Raw genomic sequence first — 18,551 nt, forward strand, 5'->3', positions numbered from 1 at the left:
TTGGCACATTACTCGGTGAAAAACCGCTCTCTAGCGTCGAATACAGGACTTCTACGAGAGGGGCGGACAATGGAACCACACCTGATCGCGCTGGACGCGGGGCGGGCCGCACGCATCGAACGAGCGCGCGAGCGACTGCCCGACGAGGTGGTCGACCGCGTGGTCGCTGGCCTGTTCCGCACCGACGCCGCGATCGACGCCACCGTCGCCGATTTCGCGACCCTCGGGCGCGGCGAAGGGTGGCGACTGCTCGGCGAGGCGCTGCGCGGCCGCGACCCCGCCGGAGCGCCCGCATCGCTGACGAAACTCCTGACGCCCCTGATGAATCCACCGACCTGGTTCGATCCCGACCGCGTACGCCAGGGCGCGCGGCTGTGGTGGCGGTTCGCGCCCGCCGTGATCATCGGATTGAGCGGCACCCTGCTCACCGCCTACGCCTACGGTGACCTCAACAAGCCGCAGGCCATGAACTCGCGCTCGGAGACGATGGCCGCCCGCCGCTACGAGGAGACCTCGCGCTGGGTGCTGGCCGCCACCGAACCGGGCGCGCTCACATCCGGGGGAGCGGGCTTCGACGCCACCGTGCGCATTCGCTTCGTCCACGCCATGGTTCGTGCCCATCTACGCCGGTGCGGGCGGTGGAATCCGCTGTGGGGCGAGCCCATTCACACCACCGGCATGGCCCTGACCATCGACGGCTTCCTGCTGCTGCCACTGACCATGCACGAACTGTTCGATATGACCCTGACGCCGGAGGAGATCGAATCGGTGCGCCAGCTGTGGCACTGGATCGGCTACCTCATGGGCGTCCCCGACGAGCTGCTGCCGCACACCATCGAGGACGCCACGGAGGTCAGCCGGGCCGCCGACATGATTCTCGCGCCACCCGACGAGGACACCGAGATCCTCACCCGGGCACTGCTGAAGGGCGGTCTGCGCGCCGAACGCGTGCTGCCGCAACCGCTGTGGGCGCTCACCGCACCCGTGCTGCGGCCCGCGGTGTCGCGTCTGGTCTGGGGCGGCTCGGCGGGCATCGTCCGCACCTTCCTCGATAGCGACAGTCGTCCGCCGCGCTATCACCCGGCCGTCTTCGCGCTCCGGCGACTCGCCGTCCTACGGGAACACCTGCGCCGCGGCGGCAGGCTCGGCACCGACCAGGAGATCGCCGTGCGCCAGCGCCGAGTGCTGGAGGGTGCGCTGAACGCCATGAAGGCCGTCGGCGCGCCGGTCCACCCGGGCGAGGCCGTCACCCCTCGATGACCGAACAGGGATCATGAGGCCGAAAGGGGAAGGCCCCGAGTCGCATTCGACTCGGGGCCTTCCGAACGGGCTACGGAACTCAGTGTCCGCTGTGCTTGCCCGCGCTGGTGTCCTGCTGGCTCTCCAGCGCGGCCAGCATATTGTGCTCTTCCTCGTGCGCGAGCTGAGCATTGCGCTCGACCTCGGCCGGGGGATCGGCGGTGAGGAACGAACCCGAACCCGGCTTGCCCGCCGAACCCAGCTTCGACATCTTCTTCGGCACCGGAGCGCCCTGGTACTCCAGGGGGATCGGGTGGCCGTGCGAATCCACCGGGCCCAGCGGCTGGTGGATCTCGATGTACTCACCGTGCGGCAGGCGCTTGATGACGCCGGTCTCCACACCGTGCTCGAGCACCGCGCGGTCGCTGCGCTGCAGGCCCAGGCAGAAGCGGTACGCGATGAAGTACGCCAGCGGCGGCGCGACCAGCAGCAGGATGCGGCCGCCCCAGGTGGTCGCGTTCAGCGAGATGTCGAACTTCAGCGCGATGATGTCGTTCACGCAGGAGATCGTCAGCACCAGGTAGAACGCGATGGCCATGGCGCCGATGGCGGTGCGGACCGGCACGTCGCGCGGACGCTGCAGCAGGTTGTGCCGGGCGGTGTCGCCGGTGAGCCGCTTCTCGATCCACGGGTAGGCGATCAGCACCGTGAACACCAGACCCATGATCAGCGCCACCCAGAACACGGCCGGAACCGTGTAGCGGCCGATGTAGAGCTCCCACGGCGGCATGAGACGCGCCATACCGTCGGTCCACATCATGTAGAAGTCCGGCTGCGAACCCGCCGAGACCTGAGACGGGTTGTAGGGACCCAGGTTCCAGATCGGGTTGATCTGCAGCACGCCACCCATGATGGCGACGACACCGAGGGTGAAGGCGAAGAACGCACCCTGGTCGGCGGCGAACACCGGCACGATGCGGGCGCCGACGACGTTGGTCTCCTTGCGGCCGGGGCCGGGGAACTGCGTGTGCTTCTGGTACCAGACCAGCGCCACGTGCGCCGCAATGAGCGCCAGGATGATGCCCGGCAGCAACAGCACGTGCGCGATGTAGAGGCGCGGAATGATGATGGTGCCCGGGAAGTCACCGCCGAACATCAGCCAGTGCAGCCAGGTGCCGATGACCGGAACACCCATGGTGATACCGCCGAAGGCGGCGCGCAGGCCGGTGCCCGACAGCAGGTCGTCGGGGAGCGAGTAACCGAAGAAGCCCTCGAACATCGCCAGGATGAGCAGCAGCGAGCCGATCACCCAGTTCGCCTCACGCGGCTTGCGGAACGCGCCGGTGAAGAAGATGCGGAACAGGTGGATGATGATCGACGCCGCGAACAGCAGCGCCGCCCAGTGGTGCACCTGGCGCACGAACAGACCGCCGCGCACCTCGAAGGAGATCTCCAGCGACGTCTCGTAGGCCCGCGACATGGTGACGCCACGCAGCGGCTGGTACGCGCCGTCGTAGACCACGTGCGACATCGACGGGTCGAAGTACAGCGTCAGGTAGATACCCGACAGCAGCAGGATGATGAACGCGTACAGCGCGATCTCACCAAGCAGGAACGACCAGTGGGTCGGGAAGACCTTGTTGATCGAGCGCTTGACGAAGGCCGCCATGTGGTAGCGCTCGTCCATTTCGTTGGCCTGTGTGGCCGCTTTGCTCGGGCTCATGAACGACGCTCCCAGAAGGCCGGTCCGAGGGGCTCGATGAAGTCGTGCACGGCGACCAGGTAGCCCTCGGAGTTGACGGTGATCGGCAGCTGCGGCAGCGCGCGGGCGGCGGGACCGAAGACCGGCTTACCCCATTCGGTCGCGGAGAACTGCGACTGGTGGCAGGGGCACAGAATCCGGTTGGTCTGCTGCTCGAACAGCGAGGTGGGGCAGCCCAGGTGGGTGCAGATCTTCGAGTAGGCGAAGTAGTCGCCGTAGTTGAAGCTCTCCTGGCCCTTGCGCTTGATCGCCTTCTCGGCGTCCTCGGTGCGCAGGCGAATCAGCATGACCGAGTTGCGAATACCGCGCAGCGACTCCAGGGTCGCGTGCTCGTCCCCGCGCCACTCTTCCTTCCAGGGGAAGACGGTCTCCATGGCACCGGCGTCCAGATCCTCCGGGCGCACCAGCACGATGTCGTCCGGACGCCCCGTGTCACGACGCAGGTAGATGGTCTGGCCCTCGTAATCCGGGGTCCAGCCCGACACCCACAGCGGCGACTTGTCGCCCTTGGCCCACGGGTTCTTCACCATGCCGCCGACGAAGACGAACAGCGCGCCCACACCCAGCAGGCCCGCGCCCAGACCGGCGGTCCGGGTGATCATCTTGCGACGGGCCAGCGTGGAGGTGTCCAGCGCGTCCTGCAGCTCGGCCACCAGCGTGCGGCGGTTGGTCTGCGAGGAGATGCCGTCGTGGCGATCCTGCACCGAGATCTCGGCCGGAATGAACTTCTTGCGGATGAGCACCACGGCGATGCCGATGGCCAGCACCGCGACACCCAGGGTCAGACCGACCAGCGGGGTGTAGAGGCTGTAGGCCGCGTTGCCCTCTTCGTTGCGGGACTTGTAGGTCCACGGCCAGAACAGGAAGACGCCGATGAGCGCGATGGCGCAGAGGGCGGAGACGCCGAACCACAGCGCCACCTGGCGCTCGGCCCGCTTCTCGGCGCGGGTGCCGGGCACCGGCCAGCGCGGGGCGCGGTAGGCGACGTCGACACCGTCCATCTTGGTGCCGAGTTCGACCAACTCGTCGCGCGACATCGCGTCGAGCTGCTCCTCGGAGAGATCCGTCTCCGGCGTGGGGTGGCTGTCCCCCATGCTGTTTCGCTCCTGTTCACTCATGATCGGGATCCGATCCACATCGCGGAACCGACCAGGGCCACGATGCCGACGACCCAGATGGCCAGACCCTCGGTGGCGGGACCGAAACCGCCCAGACCGTAACCGCCCGGAGGGGTGGTCTCGGTGGCGTCCTTGACGTAGGCGACGATGTCGCGCTTCTCCTCCGGCGTCAGCTGCCGGTCGGAGAACTTCGGCATGTTCTGCGGGCCGGTGAGCATCGCGGTGTAGATCTGCTGCTCGCTGGCGGGCTCGAGCGGCGGCGCGAACTTGCCGGACGACAGCGCACCACCCTTGCCGGTGAAGTTGTGGCAGGACGCGCAGTTCATGCGGAACAGCTCGCCACCGCGGCCGAGGTCGGCGCCCTCGATGAGCGACTCCTGCGCGATCTCACCGTTCGCGTCGCGCACCACGGTGGGGCCGCCGCCGTTCGCGGCGATGTAGGCGCTGAGCGCGTCGGTCTGGCGGGCGTCGAACTTCGGGGGCTTGCGCATGATCTGCGCCTCGTTGCGGACCGCGGGCATACGACCGGAGGAGACCTGGAAGTAGACCGCGGCCTCGCCGACGCCGATGAGGCTCGGGCCGCGATCCTGTACGCCCTGCAGGTTGACGCCGTGGCAGGTGACACACGAGGTGTCGTAGATCTGCTTACCCTCGCGCAGGAGCGCGGACTGGTCCTCGTTCGCGGTCGCGACCTGCGCGTCCGGGGTCAACGCCGATGCCGCGAACCCGGCCCCGACGAGGCCCATCATGAGCACCAGGGCGCCCGCGAAGCGCCGCTTGGTGCGTCGCTGCCTGCGGACCTTGGTGGCCTGGTCTGTCGAGGCGCTGCCGATCCCGGGGCCGCTGGGATCTGGCGCTGACGGGGGAGATGAACTCATCTGTGTCCCTTTGGAGTAGACGGAACCGACTGTGCGAAAGCTGATTGCCGAATCTCGGCTGTCCGAATTAGCGGACGAAGTAGATCGTGGCGAACAGCCCGATCCAGACGATGTCGACGAAGTGCCAGTAGTAGGAGACGACGATCGCCGCCGTGGCCTGCGCCGGGGTGAACTTGCTGAGCGTGGTGCGCACCAGCAGGAAGACGAAGGCGATCAGACCACCGATGACGTGCAGACCGTGGAAGCCGGTGGTGATGTAGAACACCGAGCCGTACACGCTGCTCGAGATCGAGGTGCCCTCGTGCACGAGGTTGTAGTACTCGTAGCCCTGGCCGAGCACGAAGAACGTGCCCATGAGCAGGGTGATGAAGTACCAGCGCCGCAGGCCGAAGACATCGCCCTTCTCCGCCGCGAACACACCCATCTGGCAGGTGAACGACGAGGCGACCAGCACCGCGGTGACCGGCACGGCGAGCTTCATGTTCAGCTCGGTCGGTTCCGACGGCCAGCCATGGGTCGCCTGCGCGCGGGCAACGAAGTACATGGCGAAGAGTCCGGCGAAGAACATCAACTCGCTAGACAGCCAGATGATGGTACCGACGCTCACCATGTTGGGCCGGTTCAGCGAATGCACACGCTGGGTAATGGCCGATCCTGGGGTCCCTACTGCGGTCGTCACGCCGGTAAGTATGACTCGTCGTAGTACGACAGGTGTAGCCGGGTGCGAAAGTTGGGCGTCCGTGTCGGAAACCCCAGCGAGAGAGGGGCTCTCGACGGTCGCCCGGCGTGTCTCGTGAGCAGGGCTTTCGCGACGGACGAGAGGGGTGAGGGCCGGTGCGAGACCCAAGGTAAGGCACGCTCCTGAGAAAAAGGCAAGAGCTCGAGCGGAGAAAGTTCGGGAATCCGCCGACGCGGAAAACCGCCAACGCAAAGAGAAGAGGACAAAGGTGGCGTCGAACTCGTGGTGGCGACGACTGTTCCAGCGCGACGCGTCGGAGCCGGACCTGGCGACGGCCGATCTCGTGGAGGTGGCGTCGAGTTTCGATGACGCCGAAGCCTGTTCGGCGGCGCTGGCCCGCGCCGTGGACTGGCAGCCCGAGCAGCCCGTGGTGCTGCGGCATCTGCTGCGGCTGCCCGCCGGGCGGGTCGAGGAGGTGCGGGCGATCGCCGCGCAGGACGGATACTCGATCCAGGACGGCGATCTCGACGCCGATCCGGTCGAGGTGGCCCTGCAGCGGGTGCAACTGTTGGACGCGCTGCACTGTTCGCAGGAGCGATCCCGCATGGCCGGACTCGCGCAGCGCCACGACGGGGAGGTCCTGGGGTGGCTCGCCTTGCAACCGCGCCGGAGCTGATCTGGGCCGCCCTCGGGATTCGGGGCCTCGGCACTGTCAACGGCACCCGGCGTGGGCGCGATCAACCCAGTAGGGCATACGAAGGCGCACCGAGGCGAAAAACATTGGCCCGGGCCACTAGGCTGCTGCCAAGCACTGGTGTGCCGAAACCACCGTGGGAGAGAAGAGCATGAGCGCGCGCAGCTGGAAGGACATCCTCGGGACACTCACCGAGGGTCGTGACCTGTCTACCGACGAAGCCGCGTGGGCGATGAACGAGATCTTCACCGACAACGCCACCTCCGCCCAGATCGCGGCCTTCGGCGTGGCCATGAAGATGAAGGGGCCCTCGCTGTCGGAGCTGTCCGGCCTGGCCTCGGGCATGCTCGACCACGCGCGGCGGGTGGAGCTCGACTTCGGGGCCGTCGACATCGTCGGCACCGGCGGCGACCGGTCGGGTTCGGTGAACATCTCCACCATGTCCTCGATCGTGGTGGCGGCCAGCGGGATTCCGGTGGTCAAGCACGGCAACCGGGCGGCGTCGTCGAAGAGCGGCGGGGCCGATGTGCTCGAGGCGCTCGGGGTGAAGATCGGGCTCGGGCCCGAGGCGGTGCGGCGCTGTGTGCGCGAGGTCGGCATCGGCTTCTGTTTCGCGCCCATGTTCCATCCCTCGCTGCGCTTCGCCGGTCCGGCGCGCAGTGAGATCGGGATTCCGACCGTCTTCAACGTGCTGGGACCGCTGACCAATCCGGCCCAGCCCCGGTCGGGCCTCATCGGCTGCGCCTTCGCCGACCTGCTGCCGACCTATGCCGGGGTCTTCGCCGACCGCGGCGCGTCGGCGCTGGTGGTGCGCGGCAACGACGGACTCGACGAGATCACCACCACCGCCACCACCGATGTGTGGGTGGTGGCGGGCGGGCAGCTGCGCCAGGCCACCCTGGATCCGGTCGGGCTCGGAATTCCGCGCGTCGACGCCAAGGCGCTGCTGGGCGGGGACGCGGCCGCCAATGCCGCGATCGCCCGCGCGATGTTCGCCGGGGAGCCGGGACCGGTGCGCGACGCGGTGCTGCTGAACTCGGCCGCGGCCATTGTCGCGTTCGAGCTGGAGGGCATCGACATCGATCTCGAGGACAAGCTGGCCCTGGCGCTGAAACGCGTCGCCACCGCGGTGGACTCCGGTGCGGCGACCGCGCTGTTGGAGTGCTGGAGCCTGCTCACCCATCAACTCGGTTCGGACTGAACGACTTTCGACGCGGCGACCGGGCGGGTGTGTTGCTGCCCGGTAGCGACCGGTCGCCACGCTAGGGTTCCGGAATGAGGCGAAAAGCCCTGGCCAGACCCGGAATGTTCACGGCGGCGGCCATAGTCGCGGCCCCGATAGCGCTCGCGGCGCTGACCGCGCTGGGTACCCGCCTACGCGGATGAGCTATTCGCCGATCGAGAACCCGGCCTCCACATCGGCGCGGGCATAGGACTTGAAGGCGATATGGGTGTCGGTGCGCAGGACGCCCGGGGTCTTGTTCACGCGGCCGGTGATCACGGTGGCGATCTCCTCGTGGTCGCGGACCCGGACGATGGCGATCAGGTCGACGTCACCCGCGCAGGAGTAGACCTCGGCGACACCGTCGATATCGGCCAGCGCCTGCGCGGTCTCGGGAATGCGGGCGGCCTCGGCGTGAATCAGCACGATCGCGGTAATCATGACGTCACTGTATTTGATCAGCCCGCACCGCACTCCACGTCGGTACGATCGAACGCTATGCGGGGGGTTCGAACGGTTGTCGCGGTCATCGGCGCACTGCTGCTCTCCGCCTGCGGTGGCGGCGACGGCGCGGGGACACCGGCCGACGTGGCGACCGGACCGCCGCGCATCGCCGAGCCCGGACCGTTCACCGGCGAGTGCGGTCACGTCACCGATGCCGAAATCCAATCCATCACAACGCTTTCCGCCCCCAGCGACATATTCCGCAACTCGGTCACCTGCCGCTGGTTCTATACCGGTCAGAGCACCGATGTGACCTTCGTGTCGTATCGGGGCAGCCCGATCGAGCGGGAGCGCGCCTGGGAAGTGCTGTGGGGCCGCCAACTCGACACCATCGAGATCGCGGGTCGTTCCGGCTTCCTCTCCTACACCCCCGACGGCGTCGACAGCGAAGTCTGCGTCCTCGCCCTCGGCCTCGGCGACGACTTCTTCGAATGGTCCTACCGGGGCCGCATCGCCGCCCCGCGCGCCTCCTGCGACATGATCCGTCGCTTCGCCGAACTGACCGTCGAGCGCTTGCGCTGACCGCCCCGCGCGCGGCGGTCCCCGGCCGCGCGTTCTCGTCATACCGGCCTGGGTCCGATGGGAACCCGACCCCACGCGTTGGAGCCCGCGGAACCGCACGGGGGTCACGGAAGGCGACGCAGCGCGGCACGCCGCCGCGAGATCCTCGCGACGTGGCGAGCGTGGCGGACGCCGTGGGTGCGGGACGCCCGCTTCGGGGTCACGTGGTCGCGGTCTCGCGGTCGCTGTGGGCGGCGGTTTCGGCGCGGGCCAGCCAGGCCGACCACGCGCCCGCGCCGAGACGGGGTTCGTGGTAGCCGTGGGAGGTGCGGACGATGCGGGTGCCCGGCTGCTCCAGCCAGCGGACGAGTAGGCCCGCCTCCTCCGGGAGTGCGCCGCGCAGTGGGGGATACGCACCGTCGGCATCCACGCCTTCCGACAACCCCTCGGCCCATCCTTCCGCCAGGTCTTCCGCCGCGCCCGATTTGTCGGCGGGGGTCGACATGAGTGCTTTGCCCGCTCTGGCCGCGGGTGTTCCTCCGGGGAGGGCGAGGCGCTCGGGGATGACGGTCTCCGCGGCGGCGACGAGGCGCTCCACCACCGGCATGGGGGCGACCCCGTGCACCGTGGTGCCCGCGGCGGCGAGGCGGGCGTGGCGGATGACGGCGAACTCCCAGCCGCCCGCGCCATCGGGGCGCGCGGCTATCAGTTCGGGGATGCGGGCCAGCGCGGTGAGGCGTTGGGTGCGGCGCAGCGCGCGCAGCACCGCCACCGTGCGGTCGCGCATTCGGGCCGCCGACTCGAAAGTCTCTGCGGTGGAATAGCTTTCGATGCGATCGCACATGGCGCGCAGCGGTTCGTCGCAGTGGCCGGAGAAGAGGGCTCGGACCGCGTCGGGGGCGCGTGTGTATTCCTCTATATATAGGGGTGCGTTTCGGGCGCTCGCGGGGCAACCGCCGACGATCGCGCTCGGGCAGTCGTGGCGACCGTCGCGCGGGATGCGCGCGGTGCAGGTGCGCAGGCCCGTGTACTCGGCGACCGTCAGCCCGACCTCGGTGGCGTCGGCGCGAGAGGTGAAGGGCCCCAAGGTGTATCGAGTCGGGGTGCGCGAGACCGCGAACCGGGGGAAGGGTTCCTCGGTCAGCGTGAGCCACCACGCGCGCTGCGGGAATTTGGAGCGGCGGTTGTACGGGGGCGCGTGCGCCATGAGCAGACGCAGCTCACGCACCCCCGCTTCCAGACCGTGCGCGCACACCACGTGATCCACCCGCGTCGCCAACTGCACCATCTCGCGCATGCGCGGCCGGGTCTCCGAACCGGTGAAGTACCCGCGCACCCGACGGCGCAGATTCACCGCCGTCCCTATATAGAGGACTTCGTCGGACGGCCCCCGGAACAGATACACCCCGGGCGCGGCCGGAAGATCCGCCGCCATAACCCGTTTCGCGCGCTGGCGCCGCGTCACCTCCGGCAGATAATCGGTCAGCTCGGTGAGGCTGTGCACGCCCAGATTGCCGACCCGGCCGATGAGCGCGTGCAGCACGTCGACCGTCGCCCGCGCGTCGTCGAGCGCTCGGTGGGTCGGCCGCGTCTGCGCCCCCAGCAATTGCGCCAAGACCGAGAGCTTCACCGACGGCGCTTCGTCGCGCCCCAGGATCCGCCGGGCCAACTGCACCGTGCACACCACCTGGAACGCGGGCCACGCGAGTTCCAGCCGCGCCGCGGCCGCCTTCAGGAACCCCATATCGAAGCGCGCGTTGTGCGCCACCAGCACCGTGCCCGCCGCGAACTCCAGAAACCCGGGCAGCACCTGCTCGATGCGGGGCGCGTCGTAGACCATGGCCGTGGTGATCCCGGTGATCTGCACGATCTGCGGCGGAATCGCGCGCCCGGGATTGACCAGGGTGGCGAACTCGCCCAGCACCTCGCCGCCGCGCACCTTCACCGCGCCGATCTCGGTAATGGCGTCCCCGTCGGGACTGGTTCCGGTGGTCTCCAGGTCCACGACCACGAAAGTCGTGTCATAGAGCGGGGTATCGAGCTCGTCGAAGGCCAACTGGTCGGGCACGGCCTGTCAGCGTAGGCCGGGGGTACGACAGCGCTCGGCCGGTCAGGCCCCGGAATTCGGCGCGGAGACCGACTCGAGACGGATGCGACAGCTGCGACGGATGGGGCTGTTTGTCACTCTCGAGGCCCTGACCTGCGAAGATGTGCCGGACCATGCGCTCTACCGGGCGATCGCATGGGGGTGAACCCTGAGTTTCGAAACCCGAAATGTCCGGTTATCTACTCGAGATTCTCGAGGCGAATGTTCCGAATTGCGAAAATATGCGAGATTGTGACCAGGGTCACATCAATCCACAAATCGCATTAATCGCAGCGGAGTGACCGGATGGTCTGCCGCTCCCTCGGGTGCGTGCTGCCGGTCTGCCAGCCCCCTGACGCTCGCCAGCCGCGCGGTCGGGCGTGTCCTGACCAGACACTACGTCGTTGACCTGGCGATATAGCGTATTAGAGCTGCCAGTCGAGGTCGTCGATGAGCGCTTGCTACCGGCCGGTAGCCGCCGCGGCGCTGCCGAGAAAACGGCCGCTGTTATCGTTTCGTGATTGGTGTGATGTTTGTCGCAGCGAAATACCCGTTGTCAACAATTTGGCGTACGCCGGGTCCTACCTCGGGTTTACAAACCACCGTTATGCGCTCGTAATCTTCCTGAGACCTCGCGGAGTCCGACCCACCAACCTGGTGCGGCGTCGCGGGGCAGATTGGAAGTACCTCACCATGGCGACCAACACCGTCAAGCGACAGGTCCGGGGCACGCAGCGCACTGCGCGGCGCGCCGTCGCGGCCGGGGCCGTGGGCGCTGCCACGCTGAGCGCGCTGCTGCTGCCCGCCACCACCGCCCAGGCTCAGCCGGTCACCGTGCCCGGCGTCGGCACCTTCGAGGTGCCGGATCAGGTCCAGCTCCCCGCTGGCATCCCGGGCGTTCCGGAATCGCTGCCGATTCAGATCCCGGCCATCCCGGGCATCGAAACCCCCGGCGCGCCCGCGCCGTTCGCCGCGCCGCAGAAGTCGGCGGGCGATCTCGCGGTCGACGCCGCGCTGAGCAAGGTCGGCGCGCCCTACGTCTACGGCGCCTCGGGCCCGAACGCCTTCGACTGCTCCGGTCTGGTGCAGTGGTCCTACGCGCAGGCCGGTGTCGACCTGCCGCGCACCAGCTACGACCAGCTCGCCACCGGCACCCCGGTCTCGGCCGACGCCCTGCAGCCGGGCGACATCGTGTCGTTCTACGGCGGCGGCCACTCGGGCCTCTACGTCGGCAACGGCGAGGTCGTGCATGCCTCCACCTCGGGCCAGCCGGTCCAGGTCGCCCCCATCTCGTCGATGCCGTTCGCCGGAGCGCGTCGTATCTGAGCTGCGAAACATGCGGCGGCCGTGACCATCTCGTGTCCTGCTGGACATACACGGCCGCCGTTTCGTAACCTTATCGAGACCTTTTCTTTCGTTTTGGGGTAAGAGACAGGGACACGCCGACGGTGGCAGCGCAGTATCGGACAACTCGAACGCTGAAACATCGAACGAGGAGACTCGTGGGTGGGGCTCTGACGGTCGGCGTCATAGTCGTCGGTGGGTACGGGGTCGGCCCCGCCACCGCCGATCCGGTGGCCGCCCCCGCCACGGCCGGGGAAGCCGTCCAACGACTCGTCGATCTGTCCCGGCAGTCCGAACAGCTCAATCAGGCGGCGCTCACCGCGCAGGCCGACCTCGATACGAAGGTCACCGCGGCCCAGGCGGCCGATGCTCAGGCCGCCGCGGCCGCTCAAACCCTCGACGCCGCGCGCGCCGAGATCAAGAAGTTCCAGCCGGTCATCGACCGCGCCGCCAACGCCGCCTACACCGGCAGCCGGGCCAACCGCCTCACCGCGCTGTTGGCCAGCAATTCCCCGCAGCAGCTGCTCGACCAGATGTCGACGCTGGCGCTGGTCGGCAATCGCACCAACGACCAGCTCAGCGAGTACAAGAAGGTCAGCGACGCGGCCGCTGCGGCGGAGTCCGCCGCCCGCAGCGCCGCCGACGCCGCCAAGGCCGCCAGTGCCGCCGCCGATACCGTGCGCAACGACCTGGAGCGCAAGCGCTCCGAGTTGCAGGGCTCCATGGCACAGGTGATCGCGGCCTGGGGTCAGCTCTCGGCCAGTGACAAGGCCGCGCTCGCCGGATCCGCCTTCCCGCCCGGCTTCGACCGCGACACCCTGCTGCGCGGACTCGTGCCCAACAGCGGCACCAGCGCGCTGGCCGCCGGACTCACCCGCATCGGCGACCCGTACGTGTGGGGCGCGACCGGGCCCGACCAGTTCGACTGCTCCGGCCTCGTGCAGTGGGCCTTCAAGCAGGTCGGCATGAATGTGCCGCGCACCAGCGAACAGCAGTCGAATTTCGGCACGCCGGTCTCCAAGGACGAGCTGCAGCCCGGTGATGTGGTGTTCTTCTATCCGGAGATCTCACACGTGGGCATCTACGCGGGCAATGGTCTGATGCTGCACGCCTCCACCTTCGGTGTGCCGGTCGCGGTCGCGCCGATGAGCTCCACCCCGTTCCATTCGGCACGACGGTTCTGATTCGACGAGGCTGGGATGAGCGCACTGCGGCGGGTTCGAGGGTGGCTGGGTACGCGGCGTCGCTTCCAGTTCGTCCTCACCGTCGCCATGGTGACCGCGCTGACGGCGGCGTGCTGCGCGCTGGTCATGATGCCCGATTCGGTGGTGCCGAAGCTGCGGGCCGTGGTGCCCGCCGCGGCGGTGCCGCAGTCCGACGCGGTCGACGATCCGCAGCTGCCGGGCCTGCGCCGCAGTATGGACTCCTACGGCGAGGTGGTCGCCCAGACCGTCGCCACCGGTGCGGGCCGCGCGGGAATCGTCTTGGGGCACACCGCCTATCGCGCGGATATTCAGGTGCTCGCCGAGGAGTTGAGCGCCGCCACCGCCGCGGTCACCGAGCTGTGGGGGCCGCAGTGGTCGCAGCGGCCGGTGGTCGTGATCGCCTCCAGCCCTTCGGAATTCGCCAGCCTCACCCATGCCGTCGGGGAGGTGCCCGCCGAGGTCGCCGCCGCCACCGTCGCGGATCCGTTCCATCCCGGCACCCGGCCCACCGGGCAGCGCGTGGTGTTCGGACCCGACGCGGGTCGTCGCCTCGGACCCGATGGCCTGCGCGCGGTGCTGCGCCACGAACTCACCCATATCGCCACGCGCGCGGACACCGTCGACGGTTCGCCGCAGTGGATGCTCGAGGGCTTCGCCGAATACCTCTCCCATCGCGGGCGAGACGGCGCGGCCGCCGAGATCGCGCCGACCCTCGCGGCGCGCGCCAGAACCGGAGATTTCCCCCGGGATCTCCCCTCGGACGCGGTATTCGCTCCTACCGGTGGCCAGGCCGCCCTCGCCTATGAACAGGCGTGGTCGGCATGTGCGTTCGTCGCCGCCGAATTCGGCGAGGCGAAGCTGGTGAACCTGTACCGCGCCCTCGCGACGGGGCCCAAGGACGACGCGGCCGTGGACGACATCCTCCGCCACACCTTGGGAACCCCGCGCGAGGGCTTCCTGGCCCGCTGGCGCTCCTGGATCGCGGCGCGCACCGCGGCGGGGGCGTGAGGTCGGCGGCTAGCGCGTCGGCCGCGCGACCAACGCGTGGAACGGCACCGTGCCGCCCGAGACCGGCCGGTCCTCGACGCTGAAGCCCGCACCCTGGAGTGCGGCGATGACATCGGCCACCGCGCGCAGGCGGAATCCGTATTCGGTGAACGGCATTTTCGCCATGGCGTCCGGATCGCCGATGCCGACGACCAGGCGGCCCTTCGGACGCAGCACGCGCGCCAGTTCGGCACAGGCGCGGTCCAGGTCGGGCACGAAATAGAGGGTGTTGACGGTGATGACGGCATCGAGGCTGTCGGCGTCGAAGGGCAGCTTGTCCATCGAACCCTCGAGCAGTCGCAGTCGGCCCGAACCGATCTCGCTGGTGAACCGGCGGCGGGCGCCGTCCAGCATGTCGTGGGAGATCTCGACGCCGTAGACCACCCCGTCCGCCCCGGCTCGTTCCAGCAGCAGCGGCAGTCCCACCCCGCCCCCGAAGCCGATATCGGCGGCGGACTCGCCCGCGGTCACCTCGGCCGCCGTGACCGAGGCGGCGACCACCGTCCTGTTGCCGCGATTGAGCACTAGGGCGACGAGCTTTCCGAGCGGTCCGCGCGGATGGCCGAGCTGACCCGCGAGAATCGACATGGCCTTACCGACAACAGTTTTCATATGTGAACCCTATTCGCGCGGCGTCCCCGTCGCCACCGATTCGGCGAGGACGCGGAACCGGCGCAGGTCGTCGCCGAGGGTGCGGCGCAGGAGCCAGCCGAACAGCAGGACGACGACGCGGTCCATTCCACGCGGCGACAACCGGGTCTCCAGGCGCACCACACAGCGGTTCGCGTCGATCGCGGTCAGGGTGCGGGTTCCGGTGGCGGCGACTCCACTGGTGGTGCGCCAGCGGAAGGCGCGACCGGGCTCGACCTCGACCACCTCGCCGTCGTTGCGGTAGGTGCGGCCGCCGAAACGCAATTCCTCGGCGGTGCGGGTGCCGACCGCGACCGGGCCGCGAGGCTCCGGGCTCATGGTGCGCACCCCGTGACGCCAGCGCGGATCGACGTCGTAGTCGGCCAGCAGCGGCCACACCGCCGCCGCGGGCCGGTGGATTTCGGTGCTCGCGCGCAGCGTCGTCATCGCGGATCACCGAGCGCGGCGCGCAGGGCGGGTGTGTCGACGTAGGCCTCGAAGCCGACGACGAGGCCGTCGCGCACCTGCCAGACATGCACCTCGGGGACGTCGAAAGCGTTGCCCGCCAGGGTGTTTCCCACCGATCGGCCGATCTGGACGACGCGGTCACCGGCCTGGAAGGTGCGCTCGTGCAGCACCTTGCTGTCCACGTGCGCGAGCAGTTTCGTGAGGAATTCGACGGCCCCGGGGCGTCCGCGATAGTGGCCGCCCCACGGCAGTTCGGTGGTCTGCCGGATCTGTATATCCGGGGCGAACAAGCGTTCCACGAGGGTGAGATCGCGGGTGTCGAAGGCGCGGTAGACCTGGGCGATGAGATCGAGATCGGAGTCGGACATAGGAATGATGGTCGCCGCGCACGGGCCCGCGGTGCCATAGTCGGAGGGGTAACGGAGAGGAATCGGCCATGGGATTCGGAAAACCCGGTCGACCCAGGGAAGATCGGATCGCCCGGCAACAGGAGATCTTCACCGCCGTACGGCCCCTGCTGTCGCCGGGGCAGGTGCGGGAACTGACCATGGCGCGCGCCGCCCGACAGGCACACCTCTCGGTGGGCGGGCTGTACCACTACTTTCCGTCGAAACGGCGGCTCGTGCTCTTCGGCATCGACCCGGAGAACCTGCAACGGGTCTGCGCGGACTTTCGGCGCGAACACGCCCATCTCGTCGACGCCGACCCGCTGGGGTTGCTGCACGCCGGGCTGGTCACCCTGTCCTGGGCCGCGCTGCACTATGTGCGACCCTCGGCGCTGGCGGCCATCGAACTCGATCTCGCGGCCTTCCGCAGCGGGATGGACGAGATCCTCAACACCGAACTGATCGGACTCATGGAGACGGTGTCGCGGGCCTGCCCGGATCTCACCGCCGCGCAGGCGGGCGAGCTGCAGACCACGCTGCGGCGGGTGTGCACCCTCGCCTTCGTCGATCCGACCCTGACCCGCACCCAGCTACACGATCAGTTGCGGGCCACCGTCGACGGCACCCTGATGAACGTTCGGCGGGTGTCCGGGGCGGTGAGCCCGGTGCAGTAGTTTGGGGGGCATGGGGCGAACTCTCCTGGTTACCAATGATTTCCCGCCGCGTCCCGGCGGCATCCAGTCCTATCTGCAGGCGCTCGCCCTCCAGCTGCCGCCGGACGAACTGGTCGTGTACGCGCCGCGCTGGCGGGGCGACAGCCATTGGAAATTCGATGCGCGCCAACCGTTCCAGGTGGTGCGCCACCCCACCACCCTGATGTTGCCGACGCCCCTGGTGATTCGGCGGGCCAAGAAGCTGCTGCGCGACGAACAGTGCGACAGCGTGTGGTTCGGGGCCGCCGCGCCGCTGGCGCTCATGTCGCCCATGCTGCGCTCGGCGGGCGCCGAGCGGATTCTGGCCTCCACGCACGGCCACGAGGTCGGCTGGTCCATGCTGCCCGCGGCGCGGCAGGCGCTGCGGGTGATCGGCGATCACACCGATGTCGTCACCTATGTCAGCAAGTACACGCGGCGGCGGTTCGCGGCCGCCTTCGGGGCGCAGGCGGCGCTGGAATACCTGCCGCCCGCCGTGGATTCCGAGGTGTTCAAACCCGATCCGGCGGCGCGCGCCGAACTGCGGGCGCGCTACGGGCTGGGGGAGCGGCCCACCATTCTGTGCCTGTCGCGGCTGGTGCCGCGCAAGGGACAGGATGTGCTGATCCTGGCCATGCGCACCATTCGCGAGCGGATTCCCGGGGCCGTGCTGGTGATCGCGGGCGGCGGACCGTACGAGCAGAAGTTGAAGGCTCTCGCCCAGGCCATGGGGGTCGCCGAGGATGTGGTCTTCACCGGGCGGGTGCCCTCGGCCGAGCTGGCGGCGCACCACACCATCGCCGATGTGTTCGCCATGCCGTGCCGCACCCGCGGCTTCGGGCTCGACGTGGAGGGTCTGGGCATCGTCTTCCTGGAGGCCTCCGCGTCCGGAGTGCCGGTGGTCGCGGGCAATTCGGGCGGCGCGCCGGAGACCGTGCGCGAGGGCGAGACCGGCACGGTGGTGGAGGGCCGCGATCCCGAGGCCGTCGCCGCCGCCATCGTCGATATCCTCGCCGACCGCGACGCCGCGGCCGCCATGGGCGCGGCCGGGCGCGCCTGGGTGCAGCGGCAGTGGCGCTGGGATGTCATGGGCGAGCGGCTGCGCCACCTGCTCGACCCCAACGTCCGATCCCGCCGCTAGCCGCGCGCCGCCGGGGCGGAGGCGGATCGAACACGCGCGCACGGTGGGCTAGGCTCAGCGACGTGAGCAGTATCCAGGTTGCCGACCAGACCTTCGTCGCCGCGCCCGGAGCGGCCGTGGCGCAGGTGCTGGCCGATCGCGCCCGCTGGCGTCGCTGGTGGCCCGATCTGTCCCTCGATGTTCGAGAAGACCGGGGGGACAAGGGAATTCGCTGGACCGTCAGCGGTCCGGTCACCGGCACCATGGAAGTCTGGCTGGAAGAGATGCTCGACGGCGTCATCCTGCACTACTTCATGCACGCCGAACCGCCGGGCACCACCAATTTCTCGGCCCGCGAGATGACGGCCGCCAATCGCGCCCGCCGCGTCGCCGGGAAGCGAATGTCGTTCGAGATCAAGGAGCGGCTCGAGGCGGGACGCCCGGCCGGTGTCGCCCCCTCCGCCCGCTGAACCTCCGCGATATTCGCGCTGTCACCGTCGCCGCTGGAAAGGAATCGCTGCCCGATATGGCCGACCGGACGCAGAGGTCGATCGTCATCGACGCCCCGTCGGATCGGGTGATGGCCGTCATCGCCGACCTGGAGTCCTATCCCGAATGGGTCTCGGCGGCGCGCGCGGTCGAGGTGTTGGAGAAGGGCCCCGACGGCCGGGCGCGGACCGCACGGTTCGTGCTGGACGCGGGCGTCGTCAAGGACACCTACACCCTCGCCTACCGGTGGCGGCCCGACGGCAAGGCCGTCAGCTGGACCCTCGTCGCCGGTGACCTGCAGAAGGCCCAGGACGGCACCTACGAACTCATCGACCTGCCCGACGGCGGCACCCAGGTGGTGTACGAACTCACCGTCGACCTGAACATTCCGATGATCGGCATGTTCAAACGCAAGGCCGAGAAGGTCATCACCGATACGGCGTTGAAGGAACTCAAGAAACGGGTCGAAGGCTGACCGCGAGGAGGA

The 18,551-nt window shown here is 68.9% G+C and carries 20 protein-coding genes; 11 read left to right on the forward strand and 9 right to left on the reverse strand.

What is annotated here, in order from left to right:
• Positions 1-69 precede the first annotated feature (69 nt).
• The gene (locus tag ACIBH2_RS21865; RefSeq protein ID WP_397120108.1) at positions 70-1,260 is read left to right on the forward strand and encodes an oxygenase MpaB family protein; all 1,191 of its coding nucleotides are present in this window, start codon (positions 70-72) and stop codon (positions 1,258-1,260) included.
• Positions 1,261-1,339: 79 nt separating this feature from the next.
• On the opposite strand, the gene ACIBH2_RS21870 is transcribed toward ACIBH2_RS21865, so the two are convergent.
• The 4 genes from ACIBH2_RS21870 to ACIBH2_RS21885 form a co-directional block, all read right to left on the reverse strand.
• On the reverse strand, positions 1,340-2,962 hold the full coding sequence (locus ACIBH2_RS21870) for a cytochrome bc complex cytochrome b subunit (RefSeq protein WP_397120110.1): 1,623 nt from the start codon (positions 2,960-2,962) through the stop codon (positions 1,340-1,342).
• A complete protein-coding gene (locus tag ACIBH2_RS21875) occupies positions 2,959-4,095 on the reverse strand; it encodes a ubiquinol-cytochrome c reductase iron-sulfur subunit (protein ID WP_397120957.1) in 1,137 nt (378 codons plus the stop codon). Before ACIBH2_RS21875 ends, ACIBH2_RS21870 begins: the two co-directional genes overlap by 4 nt.
• A gap of 20 nt (positions 4,096-4,115) precedes the next feature.
• Complete coding sequence (locus ACIBH2_RS21880; RefSeq protein ID WP_397120112.1) at positions 4,116-4,997, reverse strand: c-type cytochrome; 882 nt, start codon at positions 4,995-4,997, stop codon at positions 4,116-4,118.
• A gap of 67 nt (positions 4,998-5,064) precedes the next feature.
• Positions 5,065-5,676 carry a heme-copper oxidase subunit III gene (locus tag ACIBH2_RS21885; protein WP_397120114.1) on the reverse strand — a complete coding sequence of 204 codons (612 nt, stop codon included), beginning with the start codon at positions 5,674-5,676 and terminating at the stop codon, positions 5,065-5,067.
• A gap of 268 nt (positions 5,677-5,944) precedes the next feature.
• On the opposite strand from ACIBH2_RS21885, the gene ACIBH2_RS21890 reads away from it, so the two are divergent.
• Together ACIBH2_RS21890 and trpD are read left to right on the forward strand one after the other, a co-directional pair.
• The gene (locus tag ACIBH2_RS21890; protein WP_397120116.1) at positions 5,945-6,352 is read left to right on the forward strand and encodes a hypothetical protein; all 408 of its coding nucleotides are present in this window, start codon (positions 5,945-5,947) and stop codon (positions 6,350-6,352) included.
• 169 nt (positions 6,353-6,521) lie between these two features.
• Positions 6,522-7,571, forward strand: coding sequence for an anthranilate phosphoribosyltransferase (gene trpD / locus ACIBH2_RS21895; RefSeq protein ID WP_397120118.1), 1,050 nt, complete (start codon positions 6,522-6,524; stop codon positions 7,569-7,571).
• 186 nt (positions 7,572-7,757) lie between these two features.
• On the opposite strand, the gene ACIBH2_RS21900 is transcribed toward trpD, so the two are convergent.
• The gene (locus ACIBH2_RS21900) at positions 7,758-8,033 is read right to left on the reverse strand and encodes an Lrp/AsnC family transcriptional regulator (RefSeq protein ID WP_397120120.1); all 276 of its coding nucleotides are present in this window, start codon (positions 8,031-8,033) and stop codon (positions 7,758-7,760) included.
• 57 nt (positions 8,034-8,090) lie between these two features.
• Between ACIBH2_RS21900 and ACIBH2_RS21905 the strand changes: the two genes are divergently transcribed.
• Positions 8,091-8,618, forward strand: a complete 528-nt coding sequence (locus tag ACIBH2_RS21905) for a DUF3558 domain-containing protein (protein WP_397120122.1) — start codon at positions 8,091-8,093, stop codon at positions 8,616-8,618.
• A gap of 199 nt (positions 8,619-8,817) precedes the next feature.
• Here the strand turns inward: ACIBH2_RS21905 and ACIBH2_RS21910 are convergent, their stop codons facing one another.
• Complete coding sequence (locus tag ACIBH2_RS21910; protein WP_397120124.1) at positions 8,818-10,665, reverse strand: DEDD exonuclease domain-containing protein; 1,848 nt, start codon at positions 10,663-10,665, stop codon at positions 8,818-8,820.
• A 711-nt stretch (positions 10,666-11,376) separates the two neighbouring features.
• Between ACIBH2_RS21910 and ACIBH2_RS21915 the strand changes: the two genes are divergently transcribed.
• From ACIBH2_RS21915 to ACIBH2_RS21925, 3 genes are all read left to right on the forward strand, one after another.
• Positions 11,377-12,009, forward strand: a complete 633-nt coding sequence (locus tag ACIBH2_RS21915; RefSeq protein ID WP_397120126.1) for a C40 family peptidase — start codon at positions 11,377-11,379, stop codon at positions 12,007-12,009.
• 176 nt (positions 12,010-12,185) lie between these two features.
• On the forward strand, positions 12,186-13,211 hold the full coding sequence (locus ACIBH2_RS21920) for an NlpC/P60 family protein (RefSeq protein ID WP_397120128.1): 1,026 nt from the start codon (positions 12,186-12,188) through the stop codon (positions 13,209-13,211).
• A gap of 15 nt (positions 13,212-13,226) precedes the next feature.
• Positions 13,227-14,240, forward strand: coding sequence for a hypothetical protein (locus ACIBH2_RS21925; RefSeq protein WP_397120130.1), 1,014 nt, complete (start codon positions 13,227-13,229; stop codon positions 14,238-14,240).
• Between the two features lie 9 nt (positions 14,241-14,249).
• On the opposite strand, the gene ACIBH2_RS21930 is transcribed toward ACIBH2_RS21925, so the two are convergent.
• Genes ACIBH2_RS21930 through ACIBH2_RS21940 form a run of 3 tightly spaced genes read right to left on the reverse strand, consistent with a single transcriptional unit; the run spans position 14,250 to position 15,745 of the window.
• Positions 14,250-14,891 (reverse strand): class I SAM-dependent methyltransferase, encoded by a 642-nt coding sequence (locus ACIBH2_RS21930; RefSeq protein ID WP_397120132.1) that lies wholly within the window; start codon positions 14,889-14,891, stop codon positions 14,250-14,252.
• A gap of 9 nt (positions 14,892-14,900) precedes the next feature.
• Entirely contained in the window at positions 14,901-15,356 is a 456-nt protein-coding gene (locus tag ACIBH2_RS21935; RefSeq protein ID WP_397120134.1) for an SRPBCC family protein, read from the reverse strand.
• Positions 15,353-15,745 (reverse strand): nuclear transport factor 2 family protein, encoded by a 393-nt coding sequence (locus tag ACIBH2_RS21940; RefSeq protein WP_397120136.1) that lies wholly within the window; start codon positions 15,743-15,745, stop codon positions 15,353-15,355. The genes ACIBH2_RS21935 and ACIBH2_RS21940 overlap by 4 nt, the downstream gene beginning before the upstream one ends.
• A 68-nt stretch (positions 15,746-15,813) precedes the next feature.
• Between ACIBH2_RS21940 and ACIBH2_RS21945 the strand changes: the two genes are divergently transcribed.
• From ACIBH2_RS21945 to ACIBH2_RS21960, 4 genes are all read left to right on the forward strand, one after another.
• Complete coding sequence (locus ACIBH2_RS21945) at positions 15,814-16,437, forward strand: TetR/AcrR family transcriptional regulator (protein WP_397120138.1); 624 nt, start codon at positions 15,814-15,816, stop codon at positions 16,435-16,437.
• Between the two features lie 10 nt (positions 16,438-16,447).
• Entirely contained in the window at positions 16,448-17,596 is a 1,149-nt protein-coding gene (locus ACIBH2_RS21950; RefSeq protein ID WP_397120140.1) for a glycosyltransferase family 4 protein, read from the forward strand.
• 62 nt (positions 17,597-17,658) lie between these two features.
• Entirely contained in the window at positions 17,659-18,045 is a 387-nt protein-coding gene (locus tag ACIBH2_RS21955; RefSeq protein WP_397120142.1) for a polyketide cyclase / dehydrase and lipid transport, read from the forward strand.
• 56 nt (positions 18,046-18,101) lie between these two features.
• Positions 18,102-18,539 carry an SRPBCC family protein gene (locus ACIBH2_RS21960; protein ID WP_397120144.1) on the forward strand — a complete coding sequence of 146 codons (438 nt, stop codon included), beginning with the start codon at positions 18,102-18,104 and terminating at the stop codon, positions 18,537-18,539.
• Positions 18,540-18,551: the final 12 nt, after the last annotated feature.

The sequence above is a fragment of the Nocardia sp. NPDC050406 genome, assembly GCF_044459025.1.
Taxonomy (GTDB): Bacteria; Actinomycetota; Actinomycetes; order Mycobacteriales; family Mycobacteriaceae; genus Nocardia.

Excerpts from the sequence above, each read along its gene's own strand:
- ACIBH2_RS21875 (WP_397120957.1), bottom strand. The coding sequence starts at position 4,095 with ATGGGGGACAGCCACCCCACGCCGGAGACGGATCTCTCCGAGGAGCAG.
- ACIBH2_RS21960 (WP_397120144.1), top strand. The coding sequence starts at position 18,102 with ATGGCCGACCGGACGCAGAGGTCGATCGTCATCGACGCCCCGTCGGAT.
- ACIBH2_RS21870 (WP_397120110.1), bottom strand. The coding sequence starts at position 2,962 with ATGAGCCCGAGCAAAGCGGCCACACAGGCCAACGAAATGGACGAGCGC.
- ACIBH2_RS21880 (WP_397120112.1), bottom strand. The coding sequence starts at position 4,997 with ATGAGTTCATCTCCCCCGTCAGCGCCAGATCCCAGCGGCCCCGGGATC.
- ACIBH2_RS21925 (WP_397120130.1), top strand. The coding sequence starts at position 13,227 with ATGAGCGCACTGCGGCGGGTTCGAGGGTGGCTGGGTACGCGGCGTCGC.
- ACIBH2_RS21945 (WP_397120138.1), top strand. The coding sequence starts at position 15,814 with ATGGGATTCGGAAAACCCGGTCGACCCAGGGAAGATCGGATCGCCCGG.
- ACIBH2_RS21905 (WP_397120122.1), top strand. The coding sequence starts at position 8,091 with ATGCGGGGGGTTCGAACGGTTGTCGCGGTCATCGGCGCACTGCTGCTC.
- ACIBH2_RS21900 (WP_397120120.1), bottom strand. The coding sequence starts at position 8,033 with ATGATTACCGCGATCGTGCTGATTCACGCCGAGGCCGCCCGCATTCCC.
- trpD (WP_397120118.1), top strand. The coding sequence starts at position 6,522 with ATGAGCGCGCGCAGCTGGAAGGACATCCTCGGGACACTCACCGAGGGT.
- ACIBH2_RS21915 (WP_397120126.1), top strand. The coding sequence starts at position 11,377 with ATGGCGACCAACACCGTCAAGCGACAGGTCCGGGGCACGCAGCGCACT.
- ACIBH2_RS21935 (WP_397120134.1), bottom strand. The coding sequence starts at position 15,356 with ATGACGACGCTGCGCGCGAGCACCGAAATCCACCGGCCCGCGGCGGCG.
- ACIBH2_RS21940 (WP_397120136.1), bottom strand. The coding sequence starts at position 15,745 with ATGTCCGACTCCGATCTCGATCTCATCGCCCAGGTCTACCGCGCCTTC.
- ACIBH2_RS21930 (WP_397120132.1), bottom strand. The coding sequence starts at position 14,891 with ATGAAAACTGTTGTCGGTAAGGCCATGTCGATTCTCGCGGGTCAGCTC.
- ACIBH2_RS21865 (WP_397120108.1), top strand. The coding sequence starts at position 70 with ATGGAACCACACCTGATCGCGCTGGACGCGGGGCGGGCCGCACGCATC.
- ACIBH2_RS21950 (WP_397120140.1), top strand. The coding sequence starts at position 16,448 with ATGGGGCGAACTCTCCTGGTTACCAATGATTTCCCGCCGCGTCCCGGC.